Annotated in this window: 15 protein-coding genes; 6 read left to right on the top strand and 9 right to left on the bottom strand. The window is 64.1% G+C overall.

Features of this window, described 5'->3' with window-relative positions; all coding sequences use genetic code 11:
* The first annotated feature begins 124 nt into the window (after positions 1 to 124).
* From K675_RS0107075 to K675_RS0107065, 3 genes are all read left to right on the top strand, one after another.
* Positions 125 to 835, top strand: a complete 711-nt coding sequence (locus K675_RS0107075; RefSeq protein ID WP_017902814.1) for an rRNA pseudouridine synthase — start codon at positions 125 to 127, stop codon at positions 833 to 835.
* A gap of 49 nt (positions 836 to 884) precedes the next feature.
* Positions 885 to 1,346, top strand: coding sequence for a DUF1456 family protein (locus K675_RS0107070; protein ID WP_017902813.1), 462 nt, complete (start codon positions 885 to 887; stop codon positions 1,344 to 1,346).
* Positions 1,347 to 1,471: 125 nt separating this feature from the next.
* Complete coding sequence (locus tag K675_RS0107065) at positions 1,472 to 2,242, top strand: SDR family oxidoreductase (protein WP_017902812.1); 771 nt, start codon at positions 1,472 to 1,474, stop codon at positions 2,240 to 2,242.
* A gap of 33 nt (positions 2,243 to 2,275) precedes the next feature.
* On the opposite strand, the gene K675_RS0107060 is transcribed toward K675_RS0107065, so the two are convergent.
* Positions 2,276 to 3,373, bottom strand: a complete 1,098-nt coding sequence (locus K675_RS0107060; protein WP_198291620.1) for a PLP-dependent cysteine synthase family protein — start codon at positions 3,371 to 3,373, stop codon at positions 2,276 to 2,278.
* Between the two features lie 296 nt (positions 3,374 to 3,669).
* Here K675_RS0107060 and nhaA point away from each other — a divergent pair, with 296 nt between their 5' ends.
* On the top strand, positions 3,670 to 4,851 hold the full coding sequence (gene nhaA, locus K675_RS0107055; RefSeq protein WP_017902810.1) for a Na+/H+ antiporter NhaA: 1,182 nt from the start codon (positions 3,670 to 3,672) through the stop codon (positions 4,849 to 4,851).
* 254 nt (positions 4,852 to 5,105) lie between these two features.
* Here the strand turns inward: nhaA and K675_RS0107050 are convergent, their stop codons facing one another.
* A complete protein-coding gene (locus K675_RS0107050) occupies positions 5,106 to 5,570 on the bottom strand; it encodes a glycine zipper 2TM domain-containing protein (protein WP_010450521.1) in 465 nt (154 codons plus the stop codon).
* A 174-nt stretch (positions 5,571 to 5,744) separates the two neighbouring features.
* Here K675_RS0107050 and K675_RS0107045 point away from each other — a divergent pair, with 174 nt between their 5' ends.
* A complete protein-coding gene (locus K675_RS0107045) occupies positions 5,745 to 5,978 on the top strand; it encodes a hypothetical protein (protein WP_017902808.1) in 234 nt (77 codons plus the stop codon).
* Here the strand turns inward: K675_RS0107045 and pdxH are convergent.
* From pdxH to dinG, 5 genes are all read right to left on the bottom strand, one after another.
* On the bottom strand, positions 5,975 to 6,622 hold the full coding sequence (pdxH, locus tag K675_RS0107040; RefSeq protein ID WP_017902807.1) for a pyridoxamine 5'-phosphate oxidase: 648 nt from the start codon (positions 6,620 to 6,622) through the stop codon (positions 5,975 to 5,977). The two genes, K675_RS0107045 and pdxH, sit on opposite strands and share 4 nt — an antisense overlap.
* Positions 6,623 to 6,661: 39 nt before the next feature.
* Positions 6,662 to 7,726 carry an OmpA family protein gene (locus K675_RS0107035; protein ID WP_026144997.1) on the bottom strand — a complete coding sequence of 355 codons (1,065 nt, stop codon included), beginning with the start codon at positions 7,724 to 7,726 and terminating at the stop codon, positions 6,662 to 6,664.
* A 111-nt stretch (positions 7,727 to 7,837) separates the two neighbouring features.
* Entirely contained in the window at positions 7,838 to 8,983 is a 1,146-nt protein-coding gene (locus K675_RS0107030) for an EstA family serine hydrolase (protein ID WP_017902805.1), read from the bottom strand.
* A 145-nt stretch (positions 8,984 to 9,128) separates the two neighbouring features.
* A complete protein-coding gene (locus K675_RS0107025) occupies positions 9,129 to 11,492 on the bottom strand; it encodes a beta-galactosidase (RefSeq protein WP_017902804.1) in 2,364 nt (787 codons plus the stop codon).
* Positions 11,493 to 11,630: 138 nt separating this feature from the next.
* The gene (gene dinG / locus K675_RS0107020; RefSeq protein WP_017902803.1) at positions 11,631 to 13,775 is read right to left on the bottom strand and encodes an ATP-dependent DNA helicase DinG; all 2,145 of its coding nucleotides are present in this window, start codon (positions 13,773 to 13,775) and stop codon (positions 11,631 to 11,633) included.
* Between the two features lie 98 nt (positions 13,776 to 13,873).
* On the opposite strand from dinG, the gene K675_RS0107015 reads away from it, so the two are divergent.
* The gene (locus K675_RS0107015; RefSeq protein WP_017902802.1) at positions 13,874 to 14,338 is read left to right on the top strand and encodes a CopD family protein; all 465 of its coding nucleotides are present in this window, start codon (positions 13,874 to 13,876) and stop codon (positions 14,336 to 14,338) included.
* Positions 14,339 to 14,506: 168 nt separating this feature from the next.
* Here K675_RS0107015 and K675_RS0107010 read toward each other — a convergent pair whose 3' ends face one another.
* Together K675_RS0107010 and K675_RS0107005 are read right to left on the bottom strand one after the other, a co-directional pair.
* Positions 14,507 to 15,265 carry a hypothetical protein gene (locus K675_RS0107010; RefSeq protein ID WP_017902801.1) on the bottom strand — a complete coding sequence of 253 codons (759 nt, stop codon included), beginning with the start codon at positions 15,263 to 15,265 and terminating at the stop codon, positions 14,507 to 14,509.
* Positions 15,258 to 15,536 (bottom strand): DUF1145 domain-containing protein, encoded by a 279-nt coding sequence (locus K675_RS0107005; RefSeq protein WP_017902800.1) that lies wholly within the window; start codon positions 15,534 to 15,536, stop codon positions 15,258 to 15,260. Before K675_RS0107005 ends, K675_RS0107010 begins: the two co-directional genes overlap by 8 nt.
* Positions 15,537 to 15,800 lie beyond the last annotated feature (264 nt).

The raw sequence follows: 15,800 nt of genomic DNA, 5'->3' as shown, positions 1-15,800 counted from the left end.
CCGGCAAGCCGGCACCTACAACAAAGCGGTCTGCGCCACCCCAGACCCAACTGCGACAAATGTTGCCGGACGCAACCGGCGCTGGCAGGTACAATGGGCACCCTTTATCGTTACGGCCGCTGTCATGTCTGAACCCATCCGCCTTTCCAAACGCCTCATCGAGCTGGTCGGCTGCTCCCGCCGGGAGGCCGAGCTGTTCATCGAGGGTGGCTGGGTCACGGTCGATGGCGAAGTCATCGACGAGCCGCAATTCAAGGTCGACCAGCAGAAAGTCGAACTGGACCCGAATGCCAAGGCCACCGCACCCGAGCCGGTGACCTTGCTGCTGAACCAGCCCGCCGGCCTCGATACCGACGGAGCACGCCAGTTGCTGGGCGCCGCCAGCCTGTCCGAGGAGCACCGCTACGGCAAGCGTCCGTTGCGCGGGCATTTCCTGCGCCTGAACAGCGCGGCCGAACTGCAGACCAACGCCAGCGGCCTGCTGGTGTTCACCCAGGACTGGAAGATCCTGCGCAAGCTGACCGAGGATATCGCCAAGGTCGAGCAGGAGTACGTGGTCGAAGTCAGCGGCCGGATGATCGAGCACGGCCTCGAGCGAATCGGCCGCGGCATCACCGTCAAGGGCCGCGAACTGCCAGCGGCCAAGGCCAGTTGGCAGAATGAAAACCGCCTGCGCTTCGCCCTGAAGAACCCGCAGCCGGGCCTGATCGCCCAACTCTGCGAAGCCGTCGGGCTCAAGGTCGTGGCCATCCGCCGGATTCGCCTTGGCGGCGTGTCCATCGGCAAGGTGCCGGTCGGCCAGTGGCGCTATCTGTCGCCCAAGGAAAAGTTTTAATTTCAACGCCGCTGCGCATACGCGGCGTTTACCACCCAGGACTGCCCACATGATTCACAACGATGTATTGCGCAGCGTGCGCTACATGCTCGATATCAGCGATGCCAAGGTCGCCGACATCATCCAACTCACCGGTTTCGACACCTCCCGGGCCGATATCGTCAGCTACCTGAAAAAAGACGAGGAAGAAGGCTTCGTGCATTGCCCCGACGAGGTCATGGCCCATTTCCTCGATGGCCTGGTCATCTTCAAGCGTGGCAAGGACGACAGCCGTCCGCCGCTGCCGGTCGAGCTGCCGGTGACCAACAACATCATTCTGAAGAAACTGCGTGTGGCCTTCGAGCTCAAGGAAGACGACCTGCACGCGATCCTCAAGTCTGTCGACTTCCCGGTTTCCAAGCCGGAACTGAGCGCGTTGTTCCGCAAGGTCGGCCACAACAACTATCGCCATTGTGGCGACCAGTTGCTGCGCAATTTCCTCAAGGGCCTGACGCTGCGCGTACGCAAGTGAGCCCAGGCCCGCGCGAGCCAGCCAGCTCCGCGGGCATGAGGGGACATTCCCCGGGGCAATAGTGGCTCCACTGGCGGAGCCCGGCGGCTAGGGTATGACGACCCTATTCCCGCTCAGGACTCGCCATGCTTCCCTACTTTTCCCTGCAAGGCCGCACCGCACTGGTGACCGGTGGCACCCGTGGTATCGGCCGGATGATCGCCAAAGCCTATGTCGAGGCCGGCGCCACGGTCTATGTCTGCGCTCGCGATGCCGAGGCCTGCCGACAGACCGCCGAGGAGCTTGGTGCACTCGGCCACTGTCATGCCCTGGCCGCCAACCTGGCCAGCGAGGCGGGAGTGCTGGAATTGGCCACGCAACTGGGCGAAGCCGTCGATCGCCTGGACATCCTGGTCAACAACGCCGGCACCACCTGGGGGGCACCGCTGGAAAGCTACCCGGCCAAAGGCTGGGAGAAGGTCATGCAGTTGAACGTCACGGCGGTGTTCGGCTGCATCCAGCAGTTGCTGCCGCTGCTGCGCCGTGCCGGATCGGCAGACAATCCGGCACACATCATCAACATCGGCTCGGTGGCGGGGATTGCCTCCTTTGGCGAGCAGGCCTATGCCTATGGCCCGAGCAAGGCAGCCCTGCACCAGATGTCGCGGATACTGGCGCGGGAACTGGTGAGCCAGCATATCAACGTCAACGTGATCGCCCCCGGACGCTTTCCAAGCAAGATGACCCGGCATATCGTCGAGGACGAACAGGCCCTGGCGCAGGATTGCGCGCTGATCCCGATGAAACGCTGGGGCCGCGAGGAAGAGATGGCGGCCCTGGCCATCAGCCTGGCGAGCACCGCGGGGGCCTATATGACCGGAAACATCATTCCGCTGGATGGCGGATTCAGCCTTTAGGTCATCGCTGCAGGCTGGCAGTGGCCAGCCCCTTCAGATCCCTGAGCGCAGAACGTTCCCGGGCAGCGTCTCGCCCCGCTCGACAGTGGCCGCCACCTGCTCGATCAGCTCATCCAGGACATGCCCCTGGGCCTTCAGCCAGGCCTCGTCGTAATAGGTCGTGGCATAACGCTCGCCACCATCGCAGAGAATCGCCACGATCGAACCGCTCTCCCCGGCCTCGACCATCTGCCGTGCCGCCATCAATGCACCGACCAGGTTGGTCCCGCTGGACCCACCGACCCGTCGCCCCAGGCGCCGCGCCAGGTAGTGCATGGCCGCCAGGGACAAGGCATCCGGTACCTTGACCATCGCATCGATCACCTTGGGCAGGAACGACGCCTCGACCCGCGGCCGGCCGATACCCTCGATCCGCGAACCGCAGTCCAGGCGCAGGCTGGCATCGCCGCTCTGGTAGTAATCGAAGAACACCGAACGCTCGGCATCGGCACACAGTACCCGCGTGCAATGCTGGCGGTAGCGCACGTAGCGGCCCAGGGTCGCCGTGGTGCCGCCGGTGCCTGGGCTGGAGATCAGCCAGCTCGGCTCAGGATGCCGCTCGAAGCGCAATTGCTGGAAGATCGACTCGGCGATGTTGTTGTTCGCCCGCCAGTCGGTGGCCCGCTCGGCATAGGTGAACTGGTCCATGAAATGGCCGCCACTCTCGCGCGCCAGGCGCTCGGACTCGGCGTAGATCTGCGTCGGGTCCTGTACCAGGTGGCTCCTGCCCCCATAGAAGGCTATCTGCGCGATCTTCTCCTGGGAGGTGGTGGCCGGCATCACCGCGATGAACGGCAGCCCCAGCAGCCGGGCGAAGTAGGCCTCGGAGATCGCCGTCGAACCGCTCGACGCCTCGATCACCGGCGCTCCCGGTTTCAGCCAGCCGTTACACAGCGCATAGAGGAACAGCGAGCGCGCCAGGCGATGTTTCAGACTGCCGGTGGGATGGCTGGACTCGTCCTTGAAATACAAGTCGATACCCGGCAGCCCGGGCAATGGCAGGGGAATCAGGTGGGTATCGGCACTGCGCTGGAAATCGGCCTCGATGATCCGGATCGCTTCCCGGGACCACTGTCGGTTATCGCTCATGATGGATTACTCGTTGTCACGGACACGCCCGAAGGCGCTGACGGGCTGGCGTGCGCATAGCTGACAGCCAAACCACGAAAAGAACAAGGTGAAAGATTCAACCGGCAACAACTATAGGAATTTTCCTACAACCCGCACAGATACAGTGAGGACGCATTTGCACGGGTAACTGCTAGGCTGCCATGAGTTGATTCCCCAGCTTTCCAGTTATCGCCAATAGAAATATAGGTCCTGCTTTAACAACTGATGGTACGGGTTTGGGTGTCCCACCTTTTGACTTCATCGATGGAGGGCGAACCTTGCCTCTGCGTAGCACATTCACACGGTTCTTTCAGTTGGAAGCCGCCAGCGGTCTGTTATTGATTGCCGCTGCCGCCCTGGCTCTGCTGATCAACAACTCCCCGCTGTCGTACCTGTACAACGGCCTCCTGGATGTTCCGGTGGTCGCCCAGGTCGGCGCCCTGAAGATCGCCAAGCCGCTGCTGCTGTGGATCAACGACGGCCTGATGGCGCTGTTCTTCCTGCTGATCGGCCTGGAGGTCAAGCGTGAAGTGCTGGAAGGCCAGCTGTCCAAGCCTTCGCAGGTGGTCCTGCCAGGTGCGGCGGCGATCGGCGGCATGGTGGTACCGGCGCTGATCTATTGGCTGCTGAACCGGGACAACCCGACGGCACTCGGCGGCTGGGCGATTCCCATGGCCACCGACATCGCCTTCGCCCTCGGCGTATTGGCCCTCTTGGGCAAGCGGGCTCCGGTGTCGCTGAAGCTGTTCCTGATGACCCTGGCGATCATCGACGATCTGGGGGCGATCATCGTCATCGCGATGTTCTACTCCGGCGAATTGTCGAATCTGTCGCTGCTGCTGGCGGGAGCGTGCCTGCTCGCCCTGGTCGCGATGAACCGCCTGGGGGTGATCAAGCTCGGTCCCTACCTGGTCGTCGGCCTGATCCTCTGGATCTGCGTACTCAAGAGTGGCGTGCATGCGACCCTGGCAGGCGTGACCCTGGCGTTCTGCATCCCGCTACGCACGAAAAACGCCGAATCGTCGCCGCTGCTGAGCCTGGAACATGCCCTGCACCCCTGGGTGGCCTACGGTATCCTGCCGCTGTTCGCCTTCGCCAACGCGGGCGTATCGCTGGCAGGCATCAACCTGGAGAGTTTCACCCATCACGTACCGCTGGGTATCGCCGCCGGCCTGCTGATCGGCAAGACCATCGGGGTATTCGGCCTGACCTGGCTGGCGATCAAGGCCGGCCTGGCGGCACTGCCCCAGGGCGCCAATTGGGGTCAGGTGCTCGGCGTGGCGATCCTCTGCGGCATCGGCTTCACCATGAGCCTGTTCGTCGGCTCCCTGGCTTTCATCCCGGGCAGCAGCGACTACGCCGGCATGGATCGCATGGGTATCCTCACCGGTTCGATGCTCGCGGCAGTGATCGGCTACATGGTCACGGCCATGGCCAGCCGGCGCAGCACCCTCCCATAGGTACATTGGCTTGCCATTGCAGGAACAGACTTACCCGGCGGGAACCTGACTGTGCCATCGTAGGAGCAGATTGGCGCCTGGAGGAGCAGGGCTTGCCCGCGAATAGGCCCTTGAGGCCATGCAAAGCTTCGCGGGCAAGCCCTGCTCCTACAGCGGGAGGCGCCGAGAGGGAGCGGACCGATACGCTCCGGACAAAAAGAAAACCCCGGCCAAGAAACTGGCCGGGGTTTTCTGTTACAGCCTGATTGCAGGAATCAGTGGGAAACGCGGCTGGTACCACCGACAGTGGAGATACGCACACGCTCGCCGACACGGAAGATCTCGTTCGGCGCCACTTCCTGCACGTAGGCACGCAGGCTGCCGTCATCTTCACGTACGGTGATTTCCACGCCCTGGGTCTTGGTCAGGCCTTTTTCCGCCATGTTGCCCAGCACGCCACCGGCCACCGCACCGATCACCGCAGTCACGATACTGCCACGGCCACCACCGATGGCACTGCCACCGACACCGCCGACGATCGCACCGGCACCGGCACCGATTGGCGAGTTGGTGCCTTCGATCTGAACCGGACGCAGGGATTCGATGGTACCCAGGCGGATGGTCTGTACGCGACGGGCCTCATCACGGGAATAGGTGTCGCCGGTCAGGCTGTTGGTGCAACCACCCAGCAGCATGGCCATTGTGGAGAAGGAAGCAATCAGCAAAACAGACTTACGCATGGGGGCAGCTCCAAGAGGACATAGTTCAATTAAACTCCGCAGCTTGACCTCTGTCACGACAGCCTGCGGATAAAATGGCTTTCATTCAGCGCCAGTACAGACTCGACGTACATTAGAACCGGGACAGGGCAATGCGCTTTTGAAGCGCCTTTCCCACCCGCCACAAGGACCGCCATGGATTACTTCATCATCGCCATCACCACTGCCGCCGGATTGTATTTCCACGGGTGGCTGTATGTGAAAACCAGACGCTGGATGGACCGTGACCTCGCATTATCTCTTGCGGGAGACAACGAGGCGCGGAAAAAGTTCATGCTGCAGCGTCTCGAGGACGCGAGGAAGCGGAAGGTCAAGCGACGAGACCTGCAGCGTTGGCTGGAAGCCGCCGCTGCAGAGTTTCCCGGTTAGGGGGCCAGGCGCGCGCGCGTCCAGCCGGTATCCGTCAGCCGGTAGTCGAGACGGTCGTGCAGGCGACTGGCGCGGCCCTGCCAGAACTCCATGCGCTCCGGCAACAGCCGATAACCGCCCCAATGCTCCGGGCAGTGCGGCTGGCTGTCGCAGAACCGGGCCTGGGTGGCCTGGAGCAGCGCCTCCAGCTCGCCACGGTCGGCGATCACCCGGCTTTGCGGTGAAGCCCAGGCCCCCAGGCGGCTGCCCAGCGGACGCACCTGGAAGTAGGCATCCGATTCCTGCGGCGAAACCTTCACCACGCGTCCCTCGATCCGCACCTGGCGCTCCAGGGCCGGCCAGAAGAACGTCATGGCCGCGAACGGCCGCGCCGCCAGTTGCCGCCCCTTGTCGCTCTCGTAGTTGGTGAAGAAGGTGAAACCCTGTTCGTCCAGCCCCTTGAGCAACAGGATGCGGCAATGTGGCCGACCGTCCTCGTCGACGGTCGCCAGGGTCATGGCATTGGCCTCCACCGGCGCCTGTTCGGTTTTCACCGCATCGGCGAACCACTGGTGGAACAGCGCGAACGGTTCGGCCGGGGCCTGGGCCTCGGTGAGACCGTCGCGGGTGTAGTCGCGGCGCATATCGGCCAGGGCTTGGGTCATGAGGCTTTCCTTTTCAGTCCAGGATCGGTCGGCCGCGAATCAGTTCTTGGCCGAATTGTCGGTTGCCGCGTCTTTCTTCGCCACAGCCGCCTTGGCTGGCGCAGCTTTCTTGACCGGAGCCTTTTTCGCCGGAGCCTTGGCCGGAGCTTTCTTGGCTGCGGCGGTCTTGCCCTTGGCGGCTGGAGCCGGCTTCTTGGCTGCCGGAGCCGCAGGCTTAACGTCCTGGGCCGCGACCATGGTCGCCGGCACCGGAGCCGGAGCCGGAATGCTGTATTTGCTCAACAGCGCCACCATAGTGTTCTGCGGAGTCAGGATGATTTCCATGCGACGGTTCAGCGCACGCCCTTCGTTGCTGTCGTTGGCCGCACGCGGCATCACCGAGCCCATGCCGCGCAGGATCAGGCGATCGCGCTGCAGGCCGCTGAGGCGGAAAATCGCCGCGATCGACTGGGCACGCTGCTGGCTCAGGGACTGGGCAGCTTCGGTACCCAGGACGTTGTCGCCATGACCGAGCACCAGCACTGCGGTTTGCGGGTCGGACTCGACCGCCTTGGCAACCTTGGAGAACGGGCCGAGGGTGATGGGCAACAGCATTTCCGGACGCTTGGGGTTGTAGAAGCCGTCGATCGGGGCCACCACCACCAGCACGTTCTCGCGCCGCTCCAGCTTCAGCGAAGTGTCCTGGATCGCGGCGCGCAGGCGCGGCTCATGGTCGTCGAGCCAGGCCTGGGTGACTTTCGGGTCAGGCATCGGCACAGCCTTGACCGACGGCTGGTCGGCGTCCTTGGCCTTGCTCGAACCACCAAACGGCCACCACCAGTGGGTTTCCGCGGGAGGCGTCGGATTGGTCGCGGCAGCGACGGCAGTCGCCAGGGGAACCGGCTTTTCTTCAGCCTTGGCGGCGGCAGGGGCAGCAGCCTTGCCATCCTTGCTGGCAGCCGGGGCTGGCGCCGCAGCACTCGAAGCCTGGGCATCGCTCTTTTCGGCCACCTTGTCCGAAGAGCCGAACGACCACCAGTGGCCGCCATCTGCATTTTGTGGAGTTTGTGCGCAACCGGTGATGGTCAGGCAAAGGGCCAGGGCTAGGGACTTGTTAGATGACATTGGAGATCCACAAAATGAGGTAGTAATTACAGGGGCCCGAGGGCCATATAAACAGACGCTTGGAAAACACAAAAGCCACAGGGTTCCGACCTGGGGCTTGCCGTGCGTATTCTACAGACAGCCGGCCAGAATCCGTACCAGCTTCTGGGCCCGCGGGTCCATCAGGACGTACGGCCCCAGGGTATTGGTCACGAAACCGAAGGCGACATCATGCTCCGGGTCGGCAAAACCGACCGAACCCCCGGCACCCGGATGCCCGAAAGCCCTGGCACCGAGACCGAACGTGGCGTTGGCGACGTCCGGCTGATCCAGCATGCAGCCCAGACCGAAACGGGTCTGGGTCAGCAGGGTCTTGTCCATGCCCAGGCTGTGCTCGCGAGTCAGTTCGTCGAGCATCTCCCCTTCCAGCAGGCTGCCATCGAGCAGACCGCTATAGAAACCGGCCAGGCTGCGCGCATTGCCATGGCCATTGGCCGCCGGCTGCTGCATGCGCCGCCATTCCGGTTTATTGGTGCTGGTCATGATAGACGGCGGATTGGTGAAGGCTCGGGTGGTCATCGCCGTCGGCTCGCGCATGGTTACCTGCAGCAGGCGCTGGGCCGCCGCATCGCCGACATTGCCCTTGCCACGGGCGATGTGCGCAACCCGGTGGAACTCCTCGTCCGGCAGGCCGACGTGGAAATCCAGCCCCAGCGGGCGGGCGATCCGCGCGGCGATGGACTCACCCGGCCCACGGCCGTCTGCCCGGCGCAACAACTCGCCGATCAGCCAGCCATAGGTGATCGCCGCATAACCATGGCCGTCGCCGGGCGTCCACCAAGGTGCCTCGGCGGCCAAGGCATCGACCATCACCTGCCAGTCGTAGAGCGACTCCGGTGCCAGCAACTCGCGCAGGGCCGGCAGGCCGGCCTGATGGCAAAGCAACTGGCGCAAGGTGATCCGTTCTTTACCGGCTGCGGCGAATTCGGGCCAGTAGCGGGCAACCGGCACGTCCAGTTGCAACTTGCCCTCGGCCACCAGTTGCAACGCGGCGACGGCGGTAAAGGTCTTGGTGCAGGAGAACAGGTTGGCGATGGTGTCGCTGTGCCAGGCCTCGGCACCGTCCTTGTCGGCGGTACCGGCCCAGAGATCGACCACGGTTTCCCCGCCGATCCGGATGCAGAGCGCGGCACCGCGCTCCTGGGGATCGTCGAAGAGGGCCGCGAACGCCTCGCGAACCGCCTCGAATTGAAGCTCGAAATGACCCTGAATCTGCACCCTTGAATTCCCCCGGGCAAACGCCTGACAAAGTGCGTGCATTGTTCCAGCGATTGTCGGGTTTGGGAACAGACACGGGGCGAACGGTTCTTACACCTGCACTGTAGGAAAAATGCCCCTGAGACAGTCCAGAGGGGCTTTTCGATCAGTGACCATTACCGGAGTGCCCGCCCGCATGCCCGGCGGCACCACCGCCGGCGCTGCCGGAACGGCCCTTGCCGCCACTGTCGTCGTGGTCGATACCCTTGGCCGCCTTCTGCTGGGCATCGACCTTGGCCTTCTCGGCCGCCTTGCCCAGCAGTTCGAGAGCCTGCAGATTACTCTTGCGTACGCTCTCGACGAAGCCCTGAAACGGCACATCGGTGATGCCGACCAGACCGAAGTGGCCGTTCTCGCCATCAAGCAGGCGTCCGGTCACCGGCTGATCGAGATACTGGAACCAGTGCACACCGACGATCGAAGGCTCGCTCACCGCCTGCTTGAGGAAGTTGGCATAGGCCGGGCCACGGTCATCCTCCTTCGCTACCTCGGTCAGCCCCCCCCAGAAGGGGCCACGATCCCGCGAGCCGAAGTTGAACTCGGTGATCAGCACCGGCTTGTCCAGCGCCGCCAAGCGGTCGAAGTCGTAGCCGTCCTGGGGTTGCAGCGTGTAGAAATTGAAGCTCAGCACGTCGCAGTACTGCGCACAGGAGGCGACCGCCTCCGGTGTGCTGACGGCGAAGCGTCCACCCAGCAGCAGATGGTTCGGCGCATGCCATTTCAGCGAATCGGAGATGGTCTTGAAGTAGGTATCGGCAAACACCTTCTGGAAATACTTGAGGTCAGCCTCGATTTCCGGGTGCTCGGGATTGGGCAGTGGCGCCTCGAACCCCGGGTCCTCCATCTGCTCCCAGGTCGGGATATCCACGCCCCAGGCCTTCGACAGCCCCTGCTGGTTACGGTACTTGTCGCGCAGTTGCTTGAGGAACGCACGCTTGGCCGCCACATCGGTGGTCATGCGCAGGGTGCCGTAGGCCAATGCGTAGCGGGATTTCGGATCGTCGCCAGGACCGGCCCAGGCCAGCTCGTTGTCGGCGAAGTAGCCGACCAGCCAGGGATCGTCGCGGTGATCGCGGGCGGCGATGGCCACGGCACGCTCGGTCGCCATGGCAAAGCGCGGGTCGAACGGATCGGGCATGCCGCCCCACCAGTCGCTACCGGTGCTGATGCTGGCGTAGTCGCCGACAATCGACAGCGGCAAGGTATAGGGCACGCGGTCATTCAGGCCCAGCGCCGGGTCGCTCCAGTTGCCGATGGTGTTGAAACCCCAGGCCTGCAACCGGTCCAGGGTGTGGGTCTGCCAGCGCTTGGCGTCGAAGCCTTCGGTGCACGGCTGCTGCGACTCGCCTTCCCTGGGCTGGGCGCAAGGCTTGCCATAGGTGCGTTGCAGGTTGGCACCATAGAAATCGAACCAGCGCCCACGGTTGAATCCGCGTCCGGCGTTGGAAGCCAGGGCGACACTGTTATCCCCCTTGCCATAGTAGGCGGCCAAGGGCTCGCCCGCCTTGGGCAGCTCGCCGAACATCCATTCACGCCCCTCGACATAGGTCTGCTGGTCGCTGGCACTGACCGTGTTGACCCCGAGGGAATAGAACGGATGGCCTTCCGGCGTCACCAGGTACCAGCGGCCGTCGTGCTTCTCGGTGCGGAAAAAGCCCGTGGCCTCGAAGCTCGGCCCCTTGGTCCAGCCGCCAAACCTGTCCAGGGCATTGCGTTCACGCTCGGCCAGCCAGCCCTTGAGCTGTTGCCCTTCGCGGTTGGCCGCACTCTTGAGTTGCTCGTCGGACGTAACCTTTTCCGGCCACCTGGCACGGCTCGACTGGCCGTAGCCATCGACCAGCGAGCTGTAGGCGGCCTTGATCACATCGTCGCCGTTCTGCACGCCAAAGCGCTCCAGCAGGATGTTCTGCGCCACTTTCGGCTTGTCCATCGACAAGGTCACCGACACCACCTGCGAGCGGTCCAGCTCGCCGACGCTGCTGGCCAGCAGCACCCGCTGACCGTCCACGGTCAGTGGCATCGGCGGCCCGGCACGCATGCCCTGGCTCAGCGGCGAAAAGGCCTGCAACGGCACCAGCAGGGTCTGAGCCGGACCGGCCGGCAGGTCGACACGGCTGGTCAAGGTCTTGCCGTCGTTGCTCTGGATGGTCACGTTGAGCGTCAGCGCCCAATCCATGGCGCTCTGGATCCGCAGGCTCATCACCCCGGACTGCGACCAGTCCCAGGCTCCGCTCTGCGGCGTCAGGCGCAGGCTCGGCTGCGCCGTCGGGGTGAAGGTGACGCGGCGCAGCACCTCGCCCTCGGCAGTCTGTTCGGCATTGGATTGCGGCAGGTCCGCGCCGTTGGTCACCACCTGCACCACATCGGCGGGACGAACGAAGTTGAACAGGGTCTGCTGGCCAGCAGGCGCGGCCAGCAGTGGTGCGGCGAACAGCAGGGCAAAAACGGTGGGCAGCGTACGGCGAATCATTTGAATCCAGTTCTCCCTATCGGCCAGTCAACGGCCTGCGTGGCGCCGGGCTCTGCACGAAACTGCCTGGGCGGATTCGTGCGGCCCTCGAAAGCGCCCTCCATAGACAACGAAATAGGCGATTTAACCCAGGTCACATCAAGATATTTCACGCCGGAACGGTGGCAAGGCATTGAGGATAGCCTTCCCATAGCGCTGGGTGACCAGGCGTCGGTCGAGCAAGGTGATGATCCCCCGGTCCGCCTCGGTACGCAGCAAGCGGCCACAGGCCTGCACCAGCTTGAGCGAGGCGTCCGGCACCGCGATCTCCATGAACGGATTACCGCCACGGGCCTCGATCCACTCGGCCAGCGCCGCCTCGACCGGATCGTCCGGCACCGCGAAGGGGATCTTGGCGATCACCACGTGTTCGCAGTAGGCACCGGGCAGGTCGACCCCCTCGGCGAAGCTCGCCAGGCCGAACAGCACGCTGGAGTCGCCACCATCGACCCGCGCCTTGTGCTTGTTGAGGGTTTCCTGCTTGGACAGGTTGCCCTGGATGAATACCTGCCGACGCCAGTCGCGATCCAGGCCGTCGAACACGTCCTGCATCTGCTTGCGCGAGGAAAACAGCACCAGCGACCCTCGGGAGCCTTCGACCAGCTCCGGCAGGTCACGGATGATCGCCGCCGTATGGGCGGCGGCATCGCGCGGATCGGCCTTGAGGTCCGGCACCCGCAGTACGCCGGCATCGGCATGATGGAACGGGCTCGGCACCACCGCCGTTACCGCGGTCTTCGGTAGGCCGGCACGCATGCGGAAACGATCGAAGGTGCCCAACGCGGTCAAGGTCGCCGAAGTCACCAGGGCCCCGTAGGCCACGTTCCACAGGTTGCGCCGCAGCATGTCCGCGGCCAGGATCGGGCTGGCATTGACCTCGATGTCGAACAGCGCGCCACTTTCGGCCAGCGTCAGCCAGCGCGCCATCGGCGGGTTGTCCTCCGGGTCCTCGGTGGTGAACGCGGTCCACAGTTCCCAGTTGCCCTGGGCGCGCGACAGCAGGCTGCCGAACAGCGGATACCACTCCTCGGCCTGGCTGCTGGTGATGCCGATGCTGACCTCGCCGTCCATGCCTTCCTTGAGCAGGTCGGTCAGGCGGGTGAACAGGTCGTTGAGGCGGGCGAAGCCCTTCTTCAGCTCGATGCCGATTTCCCGAATGTGCTCGGGGATCACCCCACCGACGAAGCGATGACGTGGCCGCTCGCGGCCTTCCATGTCTTCGCCGCTGCGGAAGTCGGCCAACTGCTCGCAGGCGCTGAACATGAACTGCTGCTGGGTCTTGATCTCACGGGCCAGTTCCGGGACCTGCTCGATCCACTTGCCCAGGTCGCCCGGCAGCGGATGCTGGGCCAGCAGCTTGGTCAGGTTCTTGGCGGTCTGCTCCAGCCAATCGGCGGTCGAGCGCAGCCGGGTGTAATGGGCAAAGTGGCCGATGGCCTTGTCCGGCAGGTGATGGCCTTCGTCGAACACGTACAGGGTGTCGCGCGGGTCGGGCAATACCGCGCCGCCGCCGAGGGCGAGGTCGGCCAGCACCATGTCGTGGTTGGTGACGATCACATCGACCTTGCCCATGCCCTCGCGGGCCTTGTAGAAGGCGCACTGGCCGAAGTTCGGGCAATGGCGGGTGGTGCACTGGCTGTGGTCGGTGGTCAGCCGGGCCCAGTCGGCATCTTCCAGGGCCGTGGGCCAGCTGTCGCGGTCGCCGTCCCATTTGTTGCCGGCCAGTTTCTCGATCATGCTGGTGAACAGCTTCTGGCTGGCCTCATCGACCTCGATCTTGAAGCCTTCTTCCTCGAACAACTGGGCCGTGGCGGTTTGCGCATGGCCCTCCTGCAGCAGCATGTCGAGCTTGGACAGGCACATGTAGCGCCCACGGCCCTTGGCCAGGGCGAAGCTGAAATTCAGCCCGCTGCTGCGCATCAGGTCCGGCAGGTCCTTGTAGACGATCTGCTCCTGCAGGGCGACGGTCGCGGTGGCGATCACCAGGCGCTTGCCGGCCGCCTTGGCGGTGGGGATCGCCGCCAGGCTGTAGGCGACGGTCTTGCCGGTACCGGTGCCGGCCTCGACCGCCACCACCGCCGGCTCGCCGTCGCGGCGGCCTTCGTCATCGGTGTCGATATCGCCGAGGACCTTCGCCACTTCGGCGATCATCAGGCGCTGGCCATAACGCGGCTTGAGGCTCTTGGCTTCGAGGAAACGCGAATAGGCGCCCTGGATCGTGGTTTTGAGTTCGGTGCTGATCATGATTCTTCGGGCGCGAAAAACGCTGGATAAATTTTCAGTGGTTCGAATGGCCGCTATCATACCCCGCTAATTCATCCCACGCCGAACGGAGTAGCCGAATGACCGCTTTTGCCCTCGTTTATGCCCTGCATCTGCTGGCGGCCCTGATCTGGGTCGGCGGCATGTTCTTCGCCTGGATGGTCCTGCGTCCGGCGGCCATGGCCGCACTGGAGGGGCCGGCCCGGCTGAAATTGTGGATCCAGGTGTTTCAGCGGTTCTTCGTCTGGGTCTGGGTCGCGGTGGTGGTGCTGCCGATCAGCGGCATGGGCTTGCTCCATCTGCGCTTCAGCGGATTCGAGACGGCGCCACGCTACGTACAGATCATGATGGGGCTGTACATCGTGATGTTGGCACTGTTTCTTCGTATCCAGTCATTGCAGTTGCCGGAACTGCGCAAGGCGGTCGAGGCCGGGCAATGGGCCGAAGGGGCCACCGTGCTGGGCAGAATTCGTCGGCTGGTGGGGATCAACCTGCTGATCGGGCTGACGCTGGTGGCGATCGTAGCGGCGCGGCCGATGCTCTGAGACGGGTGCTGAGAGGATGATCGCCATCGCCAGCAAGCCGGCTCCCAGAGGTTCGGCGTTGCACCTGAACCTTGTGATCGGCAGCGACCTCGTGGGAGCCGGCTTGCTGGCGATGGGGCCGGCAAGTCATGCCTCATGTCGACTGGCAGACTTGGCGCCCCAGGCCATTCACAACCGCTGGATGGTTACGCTACCAGCCTCGCCCTGGGGCCCTGGCTTCCCGGCCAAGCCAGGTCGACCCGGTTTGCCGCCGGCGGTGTCATAGATGAAGCAGCCCTTGGACTTGCCACCGGCACCAGGGCGTCCCGCCGCTCCCGCCGGGCCACCGGCACCACCATCGACCTGGACCTTGATCTGCTCGGCCGGGTAGTCCCGTGGCAGTTGCAGCCGAACCTGCGCTCCCGGTGCGCCCTGGCGGCCATCGCCGCCATTGTCACCGTCCGCGCCGCGTCCGGCACTGCCCCAGGTGCAGCCCGGCTCCGCACCGTTGGCACCGTCGAGCCCGACATAACCCGGAACGCCGGTGCCGCCACGGGCGTCCACCGACAACAGCGGCCCTTTCAGGGCGTCGATCCGTACATTCAGGTTCCGCCCAGGCAAGGGTGCCTTCTGATAGGTACCAGGAGCACCGCGCGCGGTAATCTGGCTGCCACTGTCGAGCTCGGCGCGCACGGCCTTGAGCTCGAAGGCCTGTTCACTGGGCACGATGGCGATACGCGCCTCGCGCCCAAGGTGCAAGTCGCCCACATCCAGCCGGGTGATGCCTGCTGGAACCAGCAGGGTGCCATTGTCGGCCACCTCCAGGCGCTCCAACTGCAGGGAACTGGTATTGCCCGGCAGACGCAGCACGGAATGGGGCTCGACGCTGACGACCTGGGCGAAAGCCAGGGGGCTGCACAGCGCTGCCAGCAGGCAAAGACTACGCATGGCTGGCCTCCTCACGGGAGGGAAGTGGCAGAACCTGCACATGGAACATGCCGAATATCAGGATCTGCGCCCGATCACGCCAGGGATGGGCACGCTCGCGCAGGCTGCCGTTGAACAGCAGCACCTCCAGCAAATGAGTCAACAACAGCAGGCTCCCGGCCAGATTCACCAGCAGACGGAACGGACTGATCAGCGGGCTCACCAGGTTGACCAGCACCACCAGCCAGAACAGCAGTGTCAGGACCTTCCCCAACCCCCAAAGCACCTTCATACGCCCCTCTCGTGAATTTATTCTTTGGGCGCACAGTAACGGCTTGCACGGGCACTTTGCCAGTGGGCTGAAAAAATTATTCTCCAACGGTCGGTTTCCCCCAAGGTTCGGCGAAATCACCCACTCCAGAGCCGCAGGGAACACCAGCGGCCCGTGCCGTCGGTTCATCCGTTCGCCTTCGCCCAGGGGCCTTGAATTATCCGCACAGACCACTAGGCCCGCCCCGCCGGGCAGGCTAGTCTTTGCAGTTCTGATTGAGGATTT

The organism is Pseudomonas fuscovaginae SE-1 (assembly GCF_000364705.1).
GTDB classification, from domain to species: Bacteria; Pseudomonadota; Gammaproteobacteria; order Pseudomonadales; family Pseudomonadaceae; genus Aquipseudomonas; species Aquipseudomonas fuscovaginae_A.
Note: the sequence above shows the minus strand (reverse complement) of the source record. Positions and strands in the feature narration are given on the sequence as shown.

Coding starts and splice junctions, on each gene's coding strand:
- K675_RS0107075 (WP_017902814.1), top strand. CDS start 125: ATGTCTGAACCCATCCGCCTTTCCAAACGCCTCATCGAGCTGGTCGGC.
- K675_RS0107070 (WP_017902813.1), top strand. CDS start 885: ATGATTCACAACGATGTATTGCGCAGCGTGCGCTACATGCTCGATATC.
- K675_RS0107065 (WP_017902812.1), top strand. CDS start 1,472: ATGCTTCCCTACTTTTCCCTGCAAGGCCGCACCGCACTGGTGACCGGT.
- K675_RS0107050 (WP_010450521.1), bottom strand. CDS start 5,570: ATGCGTAAGTCTGTTTTGCTGATTGCTTCCTTCTCCACAATGGCCATG.
- K675_RS0107045 (WP_017902808.1), top strand. CDS start 5,745: ATGGATTACTTCATCATCGCCATCACCACTGCCGCCGGATTGTATTTC.
- pdxH (WP_017902807.1), bottom strand. CDS start 6,622: ATGACCCAAGCCCTGGCCGATATGCGCCGCGACTACACCCGCGACGGT.
- K675_RS0107035 (WP_026144997.1), bottom strand. CDS start 7,726: ATGTCATCTAACAAGTCCCTAGCCCTGGCCCTTTGCCTGACCATCACC.
- K675_RS0107025 (WP_017902804.1), bottom strand. CDS start 11,492: ATGATTCGCCGTACGCTGCCCACCGTTTTTGCCCTGCTGTTCGCCGCA.
- dinG (WP_017902803.1), bottom strand. CDS start 13,775: ATGATCAGCACCGAACTCAAAACCACGATCCAGGGCGCCTATTCGCGT.
- K675_RS0107015 (WP_017902802.1), top strand. CDS start 13,874: ATGACCGCTTTTGCCCTCGTTTATGCCCTGCATCTGCTGGCGGCCCTG.
- K675_RS0107010 (WP_017902801.1), bottom strand. CDS start 15,265: ATGCGTAGTCTTTGCCTGCTGGCAGCGCTGTGCAGCCCCCTGGCTTTC.
- K675_RS0107005 (WP_017902800.1), bottom strand. CDS start 15,536: ATGAAGGTGCTTTGGGGGTTGGGGAAGGTCCTGACACTGCTGTTCTGG.